This is a genomic window from Pseudomonas sp. OV226, from assembly GCF_003148705.1.
Taxonomy (GTDB): domain Bacteria; phylum Pseudomonadota; class Gammaproteobacteria; order Pseudomonadales; family Pseudomonadaceae; genus Aquipseudomonas.
This window is the reverse complement of record NZ_QGGS01000009.1, coordinates 52,073-65,957: the sequence shown is the minus strand read 5'-3', so window position 1 is coordinate 65,957 and position 13,885 is coordinate 52,073. Positions and strand designations below refer to the sequence as shown.

Below are 13,885 nucleotides of genomic sequence, written 5' to 3'. Positions count from 1 at the left end.
GTGCCTATAGAGGCGTGGTGGAAGCGCCCGCCGCAGCGTAGTTTTGGTAACTCGTCATCTGCTTGGCTATCTGCGAGATCTTGCTTGCGTAATCCGGGTCGGTTGCATACCCGGCTTTCTGCAACTCGCGTACAAACTGTTCTGGGTTATCGGCCGACTTCACAACATCTTGATAGCGATTGTTGGTTTGCAGCAAAGTCACAAGGTCATGGAAGCTGTCTTTGTACGAGTCGTAGGAACGGAACTCAGCCGTCTCCTTGACCATCTCGCCATTCCTGAATTCACTGGTGATGGCCCGCGCCGAATCGCCCTTCCAACTGGTGCCGGCCTTGATGCCGAACAGGTTGTGGCTACTGCTGCCATCCTGGGCGCGCATGACCGATTTACCCCAACCGGTTTCCAGCGCCGCCTGGGCCACCAGGTAACGCGGATCGACGCCAATGCGCTCGGCGGCTTCCTTGGCCATCGGCAGCATGGTGTTGACGAATTCGTCGGCGGAACTGAAGGCTTTCTTCGGCGGTGCCAGGGGAATCTGCGCCATGGCACGGCCGTAAACCTGCATGCGTCCGCTCGATTTCGTGTCCGTTTGCGAGGCCAGCCAGTCACCATTGAACAGCGGACCGGCACCGGTCGCTGCCGCAGGCGTCGCGACGCCACGCTCAGGCAACAACGGTTTGTTGGCGGTCGCAGCAGTCGTTGCCGAAGGCACCAGACCGGCGAGCAAGCGATCCGCCAGTTTCGGTGGCAAGGCCAGACGACGCTGATTGATCAGCTCCATGTCATTGCGATGCGTGCCCTCGCCTGCCGGCGCTTTCACCGAGCGCGAAGCCCACAACGGACGCTGACCATTGAGCCGCGACAGCGGACCGTCGGTGGCCACGGTGCCCGCTGCAATCGGCGTCGGCACGGCGGCTTTCGCCGCTTCCTGCTTGGCCGCGGATGCCGCTGCCGCCTCACCCGGCGCCAGTGGTTTGTTCTTCGACATCTGACGCATCAGCACGTCTGCCAGACCAATACCACCGCCCTCACGGGACATGGAAATGGCCAACTGCTGGTCGTACATTTCCTGATACTGCTTGGCCGCCGGCGTGTTGAGCGGGTTGTCCTTGCCCAACGCTTCGGTGGCCGAGCGCATGGACTTGAGCATTTCACCAAGGAACAGCGACTCGAATTCCTGCGCAACCTTGCGCATGTTGCCGTCACTGTTCTTGTCGCCCACCTTGAGCTGGTTCAAGCGATTCAAGTCCGAATAGGAACCGGAGTCGCTACTGCTGACCAGACCGCTCTTGCGCATATCCATGACGACGGTCCCTTAGATCACGATCAGGTCGGCTTGCAATGCGCCAGCCTGTTTCAGTGCTTCGAGGATCGCCATCAAGTCGCCCGGTGCCGCGCCGACCTGGTTCACCGCACGCACGATTTCGTCGAGAGTGGTGCCCGGGCCGAACTTGAACATCGGCTTGGCTTCTTGCTGTGCGTTAACCCGCGAGCGCGGCACAACCGCCGTCTGACCATTGGACAGAGGGCCGGGCTGGCTGACAATCGGGTCTTCGGTAATGGTCACGGTCAGGCTGCCGTGCGTCACGGCGGCCGGCGAAACCTTGACGTTCTGGCCGATCACGATGGTGCCGGTACGCGAGTTGATGATGACTTTCGCCACCGCCTGCCCCGGATCGACTTCAAGGTTTTCCAGGAGCGACAGGTAGTCGACCCGCTGACTTGGATCAAGCGGTGCGCTGACGCGGATCGAACCGCCGTCGATGGCCTGGGCAACGCCCGGGCCGAGCATGTTGTTGATCTTGTCGACGATGCGCTTGGCGGTGGTGAAGTCCGAACGGTTGAGGTTCAGCGTCAGGCTGTTGCCCTGGTTGAAACCGCTCGGCACTGAACGCTCGACCGACGCACCACCAGGGATACGACCGGCCGACGGAACGTTGACGGTGATCTTCGAACCGTCACGGCCTTCGGCATCAAAACCGCCCACCACCAGGTTGCCCTGGGCGATGGCATAGACGTTGCCGTCGATACCCTTGAGCGGCGTCAGCAACAGGGTACCGCCGCGCAGACTCTTGGAGTTACCGATGGACGACACGGTGATATCGACTTGCTGACCCGGCTTGGCAAACGGCGGCAGGTCCGCGCTGATCGATACCGCGGCCACGTTCTTCAACTGCACGTTGCCCGAACCCGGCGGCACCTTGATGCCGAACTGAGAGAGCATGTTGTTGAAGGTCTGCAGGGTGAACGGGGTTTGCGTTGTCTGGTCACCGGTGCCGTTAAGCCCCACCACCAGACCGTAACCGATCAATTGGTTGGAGCGTACGCCGGAAATACTGGCGATGTCCTTCAGCCGCTCGGCTTGAACGTTGAAGGCTGCCGACAGCAAAAACGCAGCCACCATAAGACTTTTGAAATTCAACGTAGCCACCTAGAAAGGGAACAGCGGGCTGAGGAAGAAACGGTCGAACCAGCCTGGCTGACTCGCATCGGCAAACGAACCGGTGCCCGAGTAGGTGATGCGCGCATCGGCAACACGGGTCGACGACACAGTGTTATCGGTCGAGATGTCATCGGCGCGCACCAGTCCGGCAATCCGCACCAGTTCATCGCCCGTGTTAAGGGTCATCCACTTCTCGCCACGCACGGCGATGATGCCGTTAGGCAACACGTCGGCAACGGTCACGGTGATAGAGCCGGTCAGGGTGTTGCCCTGCGCCGCCTTGCTGTCACCCTTGGTCGCGCGGTCGCCTTCATAGCTGGCGTCCAGGCTCAAGTCACCACTGCCAAACGGGTTGTTGGTGTTGGGGGTAGAGCCGAACAGCGAACTCAGGCCGATGCTGGTTTTGCTGTTCTTGCCAATTTGCGAGTTGGCGTTTTTGCTGGCCTGGGTCTTCTCGTTCAGCGTGATGGTGATGATGTCACCCACCCGGAACGCCTTGCGGTCGCTGTACAGGTTCTGTTCGAAACCGGCCTGATAAATCGAGCCATTGTTCGCGGCCGCCGGCAACGGCGTGCGCGGCAACACCGGGGCGTAATAAGGGTCATTGGGCTTGGGCGTCGTTGGGACGCAGCCCGCGAGCACAACAGCCCCACTCAGTGCCAGAACAGATACAAAGCGATTCATGACCCTACCTCACGGTGTTGCAGGCGACCTCATGGCCGCCTCATAGACTTGATTACAGATTCTGCGTTACGAACGAGAGCATCTGGTCGGCGGTGGAGATCACCTTGGAGTTCATCTCGTAAGCACGCTGAGTGGTGATCATGTTGACCATCTCTTCAACAGTGCTGACGTTGGACGTTTCCAGGGTGTTCTGCAGCGTGGTACCGAAACCGTTCAGGCCCGGGGTACCGACTTGCGGTGCGCCGGAAGCAGCGGTTTCCAGGAACAGGTTGTTGCCCACTGCTTGCAGACCGGCCGGGTTGATGAAGTCGGCGGTTTGCAGGTTGCCGATCACCTGGTTGGCCGGGTTACCCGGAACGGTGATGGACACGGTGCCGTCGCGACCGACCGTGAAGGTCTGCGCGTTGCTGGGAATGACAATGGCTGGCTCAAGGGCGAAGCCGCTGGCGTTCACGACCTGACCGTTGGAGTCGAGGTGGAACGTACCGTCGCGGGTGTAAGACGTGGTGCCGTCCGGCTGCAGGATCTGGAAGAAACCGCGACCGTCGACCGCCAGGTCAAGTGGCTGCTCGGTGGTTTGCAGGCTGCCGGCGGTGAAGTTTTTCTGGGTGCCGACGATGCGCACACCGGTACCCACTTGCAGACCCGACGGCAGTTCGCTGTCCTGGGTCGACTGGGCGCCTGGCTGGCGCTTGATCTGATAGAGCAAGTCCTGGAATTCGGCACGATCACGTTTGAAACCCGTGGTCGACACGTTGGCCAGGTTGTTGGAAATGGTGGTCAGGTTGGTGTCCTGGGCGGACAGACCTGTTTTGGCAACCCATAGAGCCGGAAGCATTCGATTCTCCTCGTGCGCCTGTTTTACGGCGCGACGTTCTGATAATTAGCTGATCTGCAAGACCCGAGCCATGGCCTGGTCATCGTCTTTGGCGGTGTTCATCATCTTGATGTGCAGCTCGAACTGCTTCGACAAAGCCAACACCGAGGTCATTTCTTCCACGGCGTTGACGTTGCTCGACTCCAGGAACCCGGACACCAGTTTGACGCCGGAGTCGGCTTGCGCCGGCTTGCCGTCCTTGGTGTGGATCGAACCATCCAGGCCTTTGGTCATGTTCTTCATGTCCGGGTTGACCAGCTTGATGCGGTCGACTTCAGCCATCACGCGCGGGCCTTCGCCCATCGCACGGATGCTGATGGTGCCGTCCTCGCCCACCTCGATTTGCTGCTCGGGCGGCACGGCGATCGGTCCGCCATTGCCCATCACCGGCATACCGTTGCCAGCCCGCAGCACGCCCAGGGCGTCCACGTTCAGGCTGCCAGTGCGCACGTAGGTTTCTTGACCCCCAGGGTTCTGCACGGCGATCCAGCCATTGCCTTGCACGGCGACATCGAGGTCGCGGCCGGTCTCGACCAGCGAGCCAGGGGAGAAGTCGGTGGCCGGGCGTTCGGTCATGGCAAACGCACGCGCCGGAAAGCTGTCACCAAACACCGGCATCGAACGGGCCTGTTCCAGGTCCTTCTGAAAACCGTTGGTGGAGATGTTTGCCAGGTTGTTGGCATGAGCCTTCTGCGCCAGTGCATTCTGGCTGGCGCCGGTCATTGCCACATAAAGGTACTTGTCCACACTCTTTCCTCTGCATGCCGGACGTTTGCCGCCCACCGCTGTACTTCGCAGGCTGTAGCAATTTGCAGACCAACTTGCACGCAGAGGCTCAAAGCCCTTTAAAACACTGGGCTTGAGGGTTATCAGGGGAGGCTGACGGATTGTGTCAAAGTCGAAAAACCGGCGCGGATATGCCGCTTCGCGGCAATACGGTGAAAGCCCTCGGCCGGATTTGCTACCAGCCTTTGACTCCGCTCATGTCGGGCAACTGGTGGGCAATGCCCTTGTGGCAGTCGATACACGTCGCCTGGCCGCTGGCCAGTGACGTGGAGTGCATATTGGCGGCGCGTTTGCCCTGACGGGTGAAATCCATGAATTCGAAGTTATGGCAATTGCGGCACTCCCGGGAGTCGTTGGCCTTGAGCCGCCCCCACTCGTGTTCGGCCAACTCACGCCGCATATCGAGAAACTTTTCACGGGTATCGATCGTGCCGAACACCTTGCCCCACACTTCCTTGGAGGCCTGCATCTTGCGGGCAATCTTGTGCGTCCATTCATGGGGAACATGGCAGTCCGGGCACGTGGCTCGAACGCCGGAGCGATTGGTGTAGTGAATGGTTTCCTGCAACTCGACAAAAACGTTGTCGCGCATTTCATGGCAGGAAATACAGAACTTCTCGGTATTGGTCGCTTCCAGCGCGGTGTTGAAACCGCCCCAGAAAATCACCCCGGCAATAAACCCGCCGAGCGTCAGGAAGCCCAGGCTGTAATGCACACTGGGCCGACGCAGAACACCCCAATAATCCTTGAGCAGGGCAAGCAACGATTTCATGTCCTCTCCTCAGGGTTTCGACTGGCCGTTGATTTCGTCTTGCAGCACCTGGTCAATGTTCTTGAAGCTGTTGTTCACCAGAGGTTTCACGTCTTTTTGCGGCACATGGCACTGATTGCAGAAATACCGGCGTGGCGATACCGCGGCCAGCGCCTGACCATCACGGTCCATGTAGTGGGTGATGCTGATCATCGGCGCCTGAGTGCGAGCGCTGTTGGCGCGGCTATGACAAGACAGGCACTTGTTGCTGTTCTTGTCGATGCGGTATCCCCGAGTGCTGTGCGGGATGGTGGGCGGTTGCTCGGGATAATTGCGCTCGCGCTTGAGGTCCTTGTTCTCGTCTTCAGCTATCGGCGGGGCCGGGAACTCCTGCGTCAAGGTCCCTCCGGGTCGCCGACCATCCGGCGCCGGGGCGTCCAGCGGGTAACCCGGCTGCGCCGCGAATGCCGCTGGCAACCCAACCAGCAGAGCAGCAAGCAAGGACAGCGAACGACAATTCATCAGAGCTCTCCTTATGCCGTCTTGATCACTTCAATCCTGATCGCGCATTTTTTGTAATCAGTTTGTTTGGAGATAGGGTCCGTCGCATCGAGCGTGACTTTGTTGATCAGCCTGTTGGCATCGAAGAACGGTACAAACACCAGGCCTTCGGGTGGCTTGTTACGCCCTCGGGTTTCGATGCGCGCACGCATCTCACCGCGCCGACTGATCAGTTTCACTTCGCTGCCACGGCGGGCATTCAAGGCTTTCGCATCCGCCGGATGCATGTAGACCAAGGCGTCGGGGACCGCTTTATAGAGTTCCTCTACGCGCTGCGTCATGGTCCCGGTGTGCCAGTGCTCAAGGACCCGGCCGGTGCTGAGCCAGAACGGGAAGTCCGCGTCCGGGGACTCTGCTGGCGGCTCGTAAGGAAGCGCGAAGATGATCGCTTTCTTGTCGGGATAGCCATAAAACTGCACACCGCTGCCCTTCTCCACGTAAGGGTCATACCCCTCCCGGAAACGCCAGAGTGTTTCCTTGCCCTCGACGACGGGCCAGCGCAATCCACGTTCGGTGTGATAGCGATCAAACGGGGCAAGGTCATGACCGTGGCCACGGCCGAACTGGGCATATTCTTCGAACAGCCCTTTTTGCAGGTAAAAGCCAAAATCCCGGGCTTCGTCGTTTTGATAACCCGCCGCCATCTGATCCAGTGGGAACTGATCGACCTGACCGTTCTTGAACAGCACCTCATACAGGGTCTTGCCCTTGTACTGCGGTGACGTGGTCAACACCTCTGCCGACCAGACCTCATCGGTTTTAAAGCGCTTGGAAAACTCGACCAGTTGCCACAGATCAGACTTGGCCTCACCCGGCGCCGAAACCAACTGATGCCAGAACTGCGTACGCCGCTCCGCATTGCCATAAGCGCCCTCTTTCTCGACCCACATCGCGGTGGGCAGAATCAGATCGGCCGCTTGGGCGGAGACCGTGGGGTACACGTCCGAGACCACCACAAAGTTCTCGGGGTTGCGCCAGCCCGGCAACACTTCCTGCATGATGTTGGGGCCGGCCTGCATGTTGTTGCTGGCCATCGTCCAATACACGTTGAGCACACCGTCCTTGAGCATGCGGCTCTGCTGCACGGCGTGAAACCCGACCTTTTCATTGATGGTGCCCGGCGGCACTTTCCAGATCTGCTCGGCCTTGGCGCGATGCGCCGGGTTGGTGACCACCAGGTCGGCGGGCAAGCGATGGGAGAACGTGCCCACTTCGCGCGCCGTCCCGCAGGCCGAAGGCTGGCCCGTCAGGGAGAATGGACTGTTGCCCGGCTCGCTGATCTTTCCGGTCAACAGGTGGATGTTGTAAATCAGGTTATTGGCCCACACGCCACGCGTGTGCTGGTTGAAGCCCATGGTCCAGAACGAAACCACTTTGCGCTTGGGGTCGGCATACAGTTCGGCCAACGCCTTGAGGCGCTCGGCCGGAACGCCGGTTTCCTTGGCCGTGCGCTCAAGCGTGTAAGGTTTTACGAACGCCGCGAATTGCTCAAAATCGATATCGGTCCAGGTATTCGCCTTGGCGGCATTGCGCGCCTTCATCTCCAGCGGATTATCGGCACGCAGGCCGTAGCCGATGTCATCCGTACCTTTGGCGAACTTAGTGTGCTTGCTGACAAAGTCCTTGTTGACCGAGCCGCTTTCAATAATGTGATTGGCAATGTAGTTGAGGATAAACAGGTCAGTCTGTGGCTTGAACACCATGGGAATGTCGGCCAACTCAAAACTGCGATGCTCGAAGGTAGAAAGCACCGCGACCTTGACGTTGGGCTGGCTCAATCGGCGATCCGTCACCCGACTCCAAAGAATCGGATGCATCTCCGCCATGTTTGAACCCCACAACACGAACGCGTCGGTGACTTCGATATCGTCATAACAGCCCATCGGCTCATCGATACCGAACGTACGCATAAACCCCATGACCGCAGACGCCATGCAATGACGTGCATTGGGATCAATGTTATTTGAGCGAAACCCGGCCTTCATCAACTTGTTGGCCGCATACCCTTCCCAGACAGTCCACTGGCCAGAACCGAACATGGCGATTGATTCGGCCCCTTTGTTTTTTATCGCCTCCTTAAACTTCAATTCCATCACATCAAACGCTTGATCCCAGGACACCGGCTGAAACTCGCCCTGCTTGTCATACTGCCCGTTGGTCATGCGCAACAGTGGCTGAGTCAGGCGATCAACGCCGTACATGATCTTTGACAAGAAGTAGCCTTTGACGCAGTTCAGCCCGCGATTGACCTCGGCTTTCACATCACCGTGAGTGGCGACCACCCGATTGTCCTTGGTCGCCACCATCACGCTGCACCCGGTACCGCAAAAACGGCAGGGTGCCTTGTTCCAGTCCAGGGCCACCCGGTCTTCTTCGGTGATGAGATTACTGGCAGAGGTAAATACCGGAAGTCCCGCAGCCGCCGCAGCAATCCCGGCAGCCTGGGCTTTGACAAATTCTCGCCGCGTCATAGGCATGTGCTTTCTCCCGTCACATCGAGAATCTCGTGATAAACGAGGGAGGCATTGAGCACACCCGGCAAGTTGTTGATCTGGTTTATGCGCTGGGAAATCTCGCTTTCTTTTTCCATCTCCAGCACCACCACCAGTTTGCCGGCGGGACTTTCCTGATGCAGTTCAACGCCATTGAGCAAACGTAAATTGGCCTTCACCGCCTTGAACAACTCAGGACGAGCAAGCACTACCAGACTGGCAATATGCAGCGTCTTTTCCATGATCAATACTCCCCGTCATGCCACTAAGAGGGACAACAATCAATTGGGTGGTCCGGGAGGGCCAAGCAGCATTTGCAGAAACCAGACAAAGAAACCGTAACCACCCACTATCGCCACCGACAGCACTGGAAAAAGAACAACAATCAGAAAAAAGAACAGGCGAGTTTCTTTGCGCACTTGCTGGGTAGAGTCATCCGCTGATGGCATGGTGATCGCTCCTGCCAAACTTTGAATTGAGCCTAGATGGCCTGTCTGGGAAGCTCTACGATTCGGATCAACGGTAAGGGTAAAGCGCTTCCAATGCGATTTAGAGGCGCTAGAGAACAACTAACAGCCGATAATTATTCTTGTCTTGGCTGCTCGCCGAATAACGTTAACGCTCAAGTTTGCCAATTTCATAATCACGCAACTTATTGGCAATGGTTGTATGAGAAACACCCAGGCGCTTGCCCAATTGCCGGCTGCTGGAATGCTCCGAATAAAGTCGCTCCAACACCGCTTTCTCGAAACGCCCGACGATCTCGTCAAGCCCGCCCTCCAGCGAAAAATCGCCAAGCGGCTGACGCACACCGTAATCCGGCAGACGAATATGTTCGGCCTTGACCGTCCCGCCCTCACACAACGAAACCGCCTGGAACAACACGTTTTCCAATTGCCGGACGTTACCCGGCCAGTGGTAATGACTGAGCCGCTCCATCGCGGCCGGTGCCAGTTTCGGCAGCGGGCATCCGATTTGCCGGCTGGCCTGATCGAGGAAGTGCTCCACCAGCGGCGTCAAACCATCAAGGCATTCACGCAGTGGCGGGATGTGCAGCGACAACACATTCAAGCGGTGATAAAGGTCCTGGCGAAACTCGCCCCGCGCGCACAGTTCGGACAAATCCACTTGGGTCGCGCAGATCACGCGCACATCGAGGTAGACCTCTTCATCACTGCCCACACGACGGAAGCAACCGTCCTGCAGGAAGCGCAGCAATTTCACCTGCAAGCGCGGGCTCATTTCTCCCACGCCATCGAGAAACAGCGTACCGCCCGCCGTCAGTTCCAGCAGCCCGAGCTTGCCTTCGGCGCGTGCGCCTTCGAAGGCACCGGGGCCATAGCCGAACAATTCGGTCTCGGCCATCGACTCCGGCAGCCCGGCGCAGTTGAGTGCCATCAAGGGTGATTGCCCGCGCGGGCTGGCCAAATGACAGGCCCGGGCCAACAATTCCTTGCCGGTGCCGGTCTCGCCTTCTATCAAAAGCGGCGCATCCAGCGGCGCCATGCGCCGGGCTTCGCGCACCACGGCCGCCATGACTTTCGAGCTTTGGAAGATGCTGTCGAACCCACGCAGTTCCTGCTTGCGCACGTTATAGATGCGCTCCCCTACCCGGTCCGCGCGGTGCAGCGTCAGGACCGCGCCGGCCATGGCTTCGCTGTCGTCATGTTCCGATTGCAGCGGCGCGATATCAGCCAGAAACACGTCGCCCTTAACCTTGACCCGCAGCCCGTTGATTCGCGATTTGTTGGCGCGCACCAGTTCCGGCAAATCGAAATCCTCGGCATAACGCGACAGCGGAATCCCCGGCACTTCATCCACCCGCACCCCGAGCAACTGCGCCGCCGCGCGGTTGGCCGCAACGATGGAACCGCCCATGTCGATCGACAACACCGGAAACTCCAGGGCACCGAGCAACGCATTGAGTTCCATGTGCCGACGCTCGCTGGGCATCAGCCCTACGCGCTTGACGCCAAATACGCCGGCAATCGATTCAAATTTCGGACGCAGCGCCTGGAACTGAATGTTGATCAGGTTCGGGCAATGCAGGTAGATCGCGTTGCCATGTTCGCCGCCGACCTCACCGCGGGCGACGTTGATCCCGTACTCAACCAGCAAGTTGAGAATGTCGCGCAGGATACCGATACGGTTCTGGCAGTGGACTTTGATACGCATATAAATGGCCCGAAAAACGATAAATGAGGTCAGTGCCTGCACACATTCCCTGTGGGAGCCGAGCTTGCTCGCGATAGCGGTGTACCAGCCGACATCCATGCTGAATGTGGCCCCCTCATCGCGAGCAAGCTCAGCGCCTACAGGGGAATCGCAGCGCTCAACTGAACGTGCCGGCAGAATTTTTCTGTCGCGCGTGAAGATAGTCGTCAAGATTATGTGACACCTTTGCACCATTTCAAACCCGCGAATCTCAACAGCTAGGCCATAGCCGCCAATCCGTAACGAATTCTTTACGAAAAATGGCGAATTTTCCTACGCAACAAGCCGTCACCCTGCTGCAACGCCGCAATCCTTGGGGTATTTCTAGGTCCATAGCAGTACATAACAAGAACGAATCCCCTCGCAGGAGAGCAGCATGAAGCAGACGCAATACGTGGCTCGCGAGCCCGATGCGCAAGGTTTTATCGACTACCCCGCTGAAGAGCATGCGGTGTGGAACACGCTGATTACTCGTCAATTGAAAGTGATCGAAGGTCGTGCGTGCCAGGAGTACCTGGACGGTATCGAAAAACTCGGTCTGCCCCACGACCGCATTCCGCAACTGGGCGAGATCAACAAAGTCCTCGGTGAAACCACCGGCTGGCAAGTGGCCCGGGTTCCGGCGCTGATCCCCTTCCAGACTTTTTTCGAGTTGCTGGCCAACAAGCAGTTTCCGGTGGCGACGTTTATTCGTACCCGCGAAGAGCTGGATTACCTGCAAGAGCCGGACATTTTCCACGAGATTTTCGGGCACTGCCCGCTGCTGACCAACCCTTGGTTTGCCGAATTCACCCACACCTACGGCAAACTGGGCCTGCAAGCGACCAAGGAAGAACGCGTTTACCTGGCGCGCCTGTACTGGATGACCATCGAATTCGGTCTGGTCGATACCGCTGAAGGCCTGCGCATTTACGGCGGCGGCATTCTTTCTTCTCCAAAAGAAACCGTTTACTGCCTGTCGAACGAACCTGAGCATCAGGCGTTCGATCCGCTGGAATGCATGCGCACGCCGTATCGCATCGACATCCTGCAACCGCTGTACTTTGTCCTGCCGAACCTCAAGCGTCTGTTTGATGTGGCTCATGAAGACATCATGAGCATGGTCAAACAAGGCATGCAGCTGGGCTTGCACACCCCGAAATTTCCGCCAAAGGCTGCGTGATCCGCTGCTTTTAGAAACAAGTGAGCCTGTCAGGAACCGACGCTTTGGTTTAGCGTGGTGTTACTGACGGCCGATTTCCAATCATTCGATTTCAGGTACACATCATGTCCACATTGAACCAAGCCCACTGCGAAGCCTGCCAAGCCGGTGCCCCTCAGGTCAGCGACGAAGAGTTGCCGGTACTGATCAAGCAGATCCCAGACTGGAACATCGAAGTACGCGACGGCGTGATGCAGCTGGAAAAGCTGTTCCTGTTCAAAAACTTCAAACACGCGCTGGCGTTCACCAATGCCGTTGGCGAGATCTCCGAGGCCGAAGGTCACCACCCGGGCCTGCTGACCGAATGGGGCAAAGTCACCGTCACCTGGTGGAGCCACTCCATCAAGGGCCTGCACCGCAACGACTTCATCATGGCTGCGCGCACTGACGAAGTGGCCAAAGACGCCGAGGGCCGCAAATAATGCATTTCGACGCCATAGGTCGAGTCCCCGGCGACCCGATTCTCGGCTTGATGGAGGCTTATGCGCAGGACCCCAACCCGCGCAAATTCGACCTCGGCGTGGGCGTCTATAAAGATGCCCAGGGTCTGACGCCGATTCCGCAGTCGGTGAAGCTTGCCGAGCAGCGTCTGGTGGATCGTCAAACCACCAAGACCTACATTGGCGGTCACGGCGAACCGGCCTTCGGCAAAGCCATCAATGAGCTGGTGTTGGGTGCCGATTCCGCCTTGATCGCCGGGCAACGGGCCGGGGCGACCCAGACCCCGGGCGGCACCGGTGCATTGCGCTTGAGCGCCGACTTCATCGCCCAGTGCCTGCCGGGCCGTGGCGTGTGGCTGAGCAACCCGACCTGGCCGATCCACGAAACGATTTTCGCGGCGGCCGGGGTCAAGGTCAGTCACTACCCGTACGTGGGCAGCGACAACCGCCTCGACGTCGACGCCATGCTCGCGGTACTCAGCGAAGCGCCGAAGGGCGACGTGGTGTTGCTGCACGCCTGCTGCCACAACCCGACCGGTTTCGACTTGTCCCACGACGACTGGCACCGAGTGCTGGACGTGGTGCGCAGTCGAGACCTGTTGCCGTTGATCGACTTCGCTTACCAGGGCTTCGGCGATGGCCTGGAGCAGGATGCCTGGTCGACCCGGTTGTTCGCCGCGGCGTTGCCGGAAGTGCTGATCACCAGTTCCTGCTCGAAGAACTTCGGTTTGTACCGCGACCGCACCGGCGCACTGATTGTCTGTGCAAAAACCGCTGAAAAGCTCGTGGACATCCGCAGCCAGCTGGCCAACATCGCGCGCAACCTGTGGTCGACACCACCGGATCACGGCGCGGCCGTAGTCGCGACCATTCTTGGCGATCCGGAGCTGAAAAGCCTCTGGGCCGACGAAGTGGAAGCCATGCGTTTGCGCATCGCCCAATTGCGCAGCGGCCTGGTCGAAGCGTTGGAGCCACATGGCTTGCGCGAGCGCTTTGCCCACATCGGCGTGCAACGCGGGATGTTTTCCTACACCGGGCTGTCGCCGGAGCAAGTAAAAAACCTGCGGGACCATCACAGCGTGTACATGGTCAACTCGGGCCGGGCGAACGTGGCGGGCATCGATGCTACGCGTCTGGATCTGTTGGCCGAGGCAATCGCCAAGGTTTGCAAATAACCCCCGCCTTACGCTGATCGTTCCCACGCTCTGCGTGGGAATGCAGCCCGGGACGCTCCGCGTCCCTTCCAGAGCCGAACGCGGAGCGTCCGTTGAGGCATTCCCACGCAGAGCGCGGGAACGATCAGCGCAGGCTGCGCCAACTCCTACACAGACCTGTCTAGACAACCCCTTCCGTCGCAACAATTGGATATAAAAGTCCGATTGTCATTTTTACTGCTGTATTCTGCCCAAGCTTTTTAAAAGCGCGGATCTACCAGATCT

At 58.8% G+C, this 13,885-nt stretch carries 14 protein-coding genes; 3 read left to right on the top strand and 11 right to left on the bottom strand.

The window, feature by feature from the left end:
• Window positions 1-4 precede the first annotated feature (4 nt).
• The 11 genes from flgJ to C7534_RS16425 form a co-directional block, all read right to left on the bottom strand.
• Entirely contained in the window at window positions 5-1,300 is a 1,296-nt protein-coding gene (gene flgJ, locus C7534_RS16475; RefSeq protein ID WP_077430670.1) for a flagellar assembly peptidoglycan hydrolase FlgJ, read from the bottom strand.
• Between the two features lie 12 nt (window positions 1,301-1,312).
• Window positions 1,313-2,401, bottom strand: coding sequence for a flagellar basal body P-ring protein FlgI (locus tag C7534_RS16470; RefSeq protein ID WP_109786389.1), 1,089 nt, complete (start codon window positions 2,399-2,401; stop codon window positions 1,313-1,315).
• Window positions 2,402-2,428: 27 nt separating this feature from the next.
• Window positions 2,429-3,124: a flagellar basal body L-ring protein FlgH gene (gene flgH, locus C7534_RS16465; protein ID WP_109786388.1), complete on the bottom strand. Its 696-nt coding sequence runs from the start codon at window positions 3,122-3,124 to the stop codon at window positions 2,429-2,431.
• 52 nt (window positions 3,125-3,176) lie between these two features.
• Window positions 3,177-3,962 carry a flagellar basal-body rod protein FlgG gene (gene flgG, locus C7534_RS16460; protein ID WP_109786387.1) on the bottom strand — a complete coding sequence of 262 codons (786 nt, stop codon included), beginning with the start codon at window positions 3,960-3,962 and terminating at the stop codon, window positions 3,177-3,179.
• Window positions 3,963-4,007: 45 nt separating this feature from the next.
• Window positions 4,008-4,748: a flagellar basal body rod protein FlgF gene (locus C7534_RS16455; RefSeq protein WP_109786386.1), complete on the bottom strand. Its 741-nt coding sequence runs from the start codon at window positions 4,746-4,748 to the stop codon at window positions 4,008-4,010.
• 214 nt (window positions 4,749-4,962) lie between these two features.
• Entirely contained in the window at window positions 4,963-5,559 is a 597-nt protein-coding gene (locus C7534_RS16450; RefSeq protein WP_046032795.1) for a cytochrome c3 family protein, read from the bottom strand.
• A gap of 9 nt (window positions 5,560-5,568) precedes the next feature.
• Window positions 5,569-6,060 (bottom strand): nitrate reductase cytochrome c-type subunit, encoded by a 492-nt coding sequence (locus tag C7534_RS16445; RefSeq protein ID WP_046032794.1) that lies wholly within the window; start codon window positions 6,058-6,060, stop codon window positions 5,569-5,571.
• Between the two features lie 11 nt (window positions 6,061-6,071).
• Window positions 6,072-8,576, bottom strand: a complete 2,505-nt coding sequence (napA, locus tag C7534_RS16440; protein ID WP_109786385.1) for a nitrate reductase catalytic subunit NapA — start codon at window positions 8,574-8,576, stop codon at window positions 6,072-6,074.
• On the bottom strand, window positions 8,567-8,833 hold the full coding sequence (locus tag C7534_RS16435) for a chaperone NapD (RefSeq protein ID WP_109786384.1): 267 nt from the start codon (window positions 8,831-8,833) through the stop codon (window positions 8,567-8,569). Before C7534_RS16435 ends, napA begins: the two co-directional genes overlap by 10 nt.
• A gap of 39 nt (window positions 8,834-8,872) precedes the next feature.
• A complete protein-coding gene (locus C7534_RS16430) occupies window positions 8,873-9,040 on the bottom strand; it encodes a periplasmic nitrate reductase, NapE protein (protein ID WP_046032791.1) in 168 nt (55 codons plus the stop codon).
• A gap of 166 nt (window positions 9,041-9,206) precedes the next feature.
• A complete protein-coding gene (locus tag C7534_RS16425; RefSeq protein WP_109786383.1) occupies window positions 9,207-10,766 on the bottom strand; it encodes a sigma-54-dependent transcriptional regulator in 1,560 nt (519 codons plus the stop codon).
• A gap of 415 nt (window positions 10,767-11,181) precedes the next feature.
• Between C7534_RS16425 and phhA the strand changes: the two genes are divergently transcribed.
• The 3 genes from phhA to C7534_RS16405 all read left to right on the top strand — a co-directional run bounded on the left by phhA (window position 11,182) and on the right by C7534_RS16405 (window position 13,621).
• Complete coding sequence (phhA, locus tag C7534_RS16415; protein WP_027922317.1) at window positions 11,182-11,967, top strand: phenylalanine 4-monooxygenase; 786 nt, start codon at window positions 11,182-11,184, stop codon at window positions 11,965-11,967.
• Window positions 11,968-12,071: 104 nt separating this feature from the next.
• Window positions 12,072-12,428, top strand: a complete 357-nt coding sequence (locus C7534_RS16410; RefSeq protein WP_046032790.1) for a 4a-hydroxytetrahydrobiopterin dehydratase — start codon at window positions 12,072-12,074, stop codon at window positions 12,426-12,428.
• On the top strand, window positions 12,428-13,621 hold the full coding sequence (locus C7534_RS16405) for an amino acid aminotransferase (RefSeq protein ID WP_109786381.1): 1,194 nt from the start codon (window positions 12,428-12,430) through the stop codon (window positions 13,619-13,621). Before C7534_RS16410 ends, C7534_RS16405 begins: the two co-directional genes overlap by 1 nt.
• Window positions 13,622-13,885: the final 264 nt, after the last annotated feature.

What these genes read in the sequence shown, in the direction of transcription:
- flgJ (WP_077430670.1), bottom strand. Translation starts at nt 1,300, where the DNA reads ATGGATATGCGCAAGAGCGGTCTGGTCAGCAGTAGCGACTCCGGTTCC.
- C7534_RS16470 (WP_109786389.1), bottom strand. Translation starts at nt 2,401, where the DNA reads ATGGTGGCTGCGTTTTTGCTGTCGGCAGCCTTCAACGTTCAAGCCGAG.
- flgH (WP_109786388.1), bottom strand. Translation starts at nt 3,124, where the DNA reads ATGAATCGCTTTGTATCTGTTCTGGCACTGAGTGGGGCTGTTGTGCTC.
- flgG (WP_109786387.1), bottom strand. Translation starts at nt 3,962, where the DNA reads ATGCTTCCGGCTCTATGGGTTGCCAAAACAGGTCTGTCCGCCCAGGAC.
- C7534_RS16450 (WP_046032795.1), bottom strand. Translation starts at nt 5,559, where the DNA reads ATGAAATCGTTGCTTGCCCTGCTCAAGGATTATTGGGGTGTTCTGCGT.
- C7534_RS16445 (WP_046032794.1), bottom strand. Translation starts at nt 6,060, where the DNA reads ATGAATTGTCGTTCGCTGTCCTTGCTTGCTGCTCTGCTGGTTGGGTTG.
- napA (WP_109786385.1), bottom strand. Translation starts at nt 8,576, where the DNA reads ATGCCTATGACGCGGCGAGAATTTGTCAAAGCCCAGGCTGCCGGGATT.
- C7534_RS16435 (WP_109786384.1), bottom strand. Translation starts at nt 8,833, where the DNA reads ATGGAAAAGACGCTGCATATTGCCAGTCTGGTAGTGCTTGCTCGTCCT.
- C7534_RS16430 (WP_046032791.1), bottom strand. Translation starts at nt 9,040, where the DNA reads ATGCCATCAGCGGATGACTCTACCCAGCAAGTGCGCAAAGAAACTCGC.
- C7534_RS16425 (WP_109786383.1), bottom strand. Translation starts at nt 10,766, where the DNA reads ATGCGTATCAAAGTCCACTGCCAGAACCGTATCGGTATCCTGCGCGAC.
- phhA (WP_027922317.1), top strand. Translation starts at nt 11,182, where the DNA reads ATGAAGCAGACGCAATACGTGGCTCGCGAGCCCGATGCGCAAGGTTTT.
- C7534_RS16410 (WP_046032790.1), top strand. Translation starts at nt 12,072, where the DNA reads ATGTCCACATTGAACCAAGCCCACTGCGAAGCCTGCCAAGCCGGTGCC.
- C7534_RS16405 (WP_109786381.1), top strand. Translation starts at nt 12,428, where the DNA reads ATGCATTTCGACGCCATAGGTCGAGTCCCCGGCGACCCGATTCTCGGC.